Genomic DNA, 2,261 nt, shown 5'->3' with positions numbered 1-2,261 from the left:
TGTTATGAGGCAACCCATCCTCTTTTATATAAAAACGCTCCAAAATATATGATCGCTATTAGCAACAACGCCTGGTTTGTCCCCTCAATTGAACCAATATTACAAAATCTTATAATTAAATATTACGCAAAGCTTCATAATATGGTGGTTTTTCACTCATGCAATATTGCAAAAACCGATGTTATTTGGTAATATTTGAAAGTTGGTAAAACTCTCATAGGGAAGAAAATGAATATAAAAAATTCCATAATCGAACTAATAGGCAATACCCCATTAATAAAAATAGAGTCGTTGTCCAAAAAATATAATGCAAATATTTACGGAAAATGCGAATTTTTAAATCCAACAAGCTCTGTAAAAGATAGACCAGCATACTTTATGATAAAAGATGCTCTTGAAAAAAAATTGATCGATAAAAACAGCACCATAATAGAGCCTACAAGCGGCAATACCGGAATAGCCCTTGCGGCAATTTGCGCGAAATTAAAAATAGATCTTATTTTGACAATGCCAGAATCTATGAGCCTTGAGAGAAGAAAACTTTTGAAATTTTTAGGCGCAAAGATCGAATTGACTCCTGCAAATCTCGGGATGAAAGGAGCAGTGGATAGAGCATATGAGTTATTAGAAAAGATTCCAAACTCTTTTATGCCAAACCAGTTTGAAAACAAAAACAATCCCAAAAGCCACAAAATGACAACCGCTTTGGAAATTTTAAAAGACTTAGACAATAAAATAGACTGCTTCGTAGCCGGAGTTGGAACGGGAGGAAGCATAAGCGGTATAGGGGAGGTTTTAAAAGAGAGAGTTAAAGATGTTAAAATATACGCGGTTGAGCCAAAAAAAAGCCCCGTTCTAAGTGGAGGCTCTCCTGGAGCCCATAAGATCCAAGGCATAGGAGCGGGTTTCGTGCCAAAAATATTAAATATGAAAATTATCGGAGAAATTATCTTGATCGACGATGAAGAGGCTTTTGAGATGAGTAGATTTTTGGCAAAGGAAGAGGGACTTTTGGTTGGAATCTCAAGCGGTGCAAACGTTGCTGCTTCATGTAAAATTGCACAAAAAAATCCAGGTAAAAATATAGTCACTCTCCTTTGCGATACCGCTGAGAGATATCTTAGCACCGAACTATTTTCGTAAGGTAAATAAAAATATGAAATTTTTTGAGACAATAAAAATAGATGAGGGCAAAATATTTAATATCGATTATCATAACAAAAGATTAAATAAAACTATAAAAGAAAATTTTTTTATAGATTCGCAAATAGATTTGAAAAATTTTATAGATCCTCCAAAAAGGGGTCTATATAGATGCAAAGTTATATATGATAAAAAAATTTTAGATATAAAATATTACCCATATCAAAAAAGAAAAATAAAATCTTTCAAGCTTATCCAATCGGATATCGAGTATAGTTACAAATATTTAAATAGAGAAAAATTGGATGCTCTTTTTGAGGAAAAAGGGAAAGCTGACGAGATCATTATAGTTAAAAACTCTCTAATTACCGACACTTCAATAGCAAATATCGCTTTTTTTGATACAAAAAGGTGGATAACGCCCAAAAAACCTCTCTTAAAAGGAACTATGAGAGAAAATCTTCTTTATAAAAAGATAATTTTTGAAGAGGATATAAGAGTTGATCAGATAAAAAAGTTTAAAAAAATTGCCCTAATGAACGCAATGATTGGCTTTTATATAATTGAAGAGGGTATAATAATAGAATAAAGGGGAAAAATGCTATACGATATATTGCAAAATGAAGAGTTTGAAGCAATAATGAAAAATCATGCTAATGATATTTTAAAATTCTTTTTAGAAAGAGATGAGCCCTTTGGAGTTTTGGCCGATACCAAAAATATAAGTTTTAACCCAGATCTACCCGATGATATAAAATCCTCTTTTAGCGAATTTACTTTTTTTCTAATAGTCAACTATACTCTTGAGAGCGCCCGTATAGAAAATAACAAACTAATATTTGAAGCCGGTTTTGGAGCAAAAAACATTGGCAGCGTAGTTAGCATCCCGATAAATTCTATTTTACAAATTATAGTAGATGAAACTCCCATATTTATAAATCTAACGGCTACTTTAAAAAAGCCAAAAAATGATGAGGGTATAAAAACCTCAATGGAGGCTTTGTTATCAAATCCAGAAAACCAAAAACTCCTTAAGAAAAAGAAGAAAAATTAGATATGGGGAATTGAACCCTCTGAAAAATTACAAATTGAGCGAAAGCTTTGCGATTTTGTCCTCG

3 protein-coding genes and 1 pseudogene are annotated in these 2,261 nt (G+C 32.3%); all 4 read left to right on the top strand.

Annotation, left to right across the window (positions count from 1 at the left end):
• Window positions 1-192 (top strand): annotated as a pseudogene (locus tag AC30RD_RS06195) (apolipoprotein N-acyltransferase); the annotation flags it as partial.
• A 36-nt stretch (window positions 193-228) separates the two neighbouring features.
• A complete protein-coding gene (gene cysK, locus AC30RD_RS06190; protein ID WP_489493494.1) occupies window positions 229-1,143 on the top strand; it encodes a cysteine synthase A in 915 nt (304 codons plus the stop codon).
• Window positions 1,144-1,156: 13 nt separating this feature from the next.
• Window positions 1,157-1,732, top strand: a complete 576-nt coding sequence (locus AC30RD_RS06185; protein WP_489493493.1) for an aminotransferase class IV family protein — start codon at window positions 1,157-1,159, stop codon at window positions 1,730-1,732.
• A 9-nt stretch (window positions 1,733-1,741) separates the two neighbouring features.
• A complete protein-coding gene (locus AC30RD_RS06180; RefSeq protein WP_489493492.1) occupies window positions 1,742-2,197 on the top strand; it encodes a hypothetical protein in 456 nt (151 codons plus the stop codon).
• The last annotated feature ends 64 nt before the right edge of the window (window positions 2,198-2,261 follow it).

The sequence above is a fragment of the Nitrosophilus sp. genome (assembly GCF_982775275.1).
Note: the sequence above shows the minus strand (reverse complement) of the source record. Positions and strands in the feature narration are given on the sequence as shown.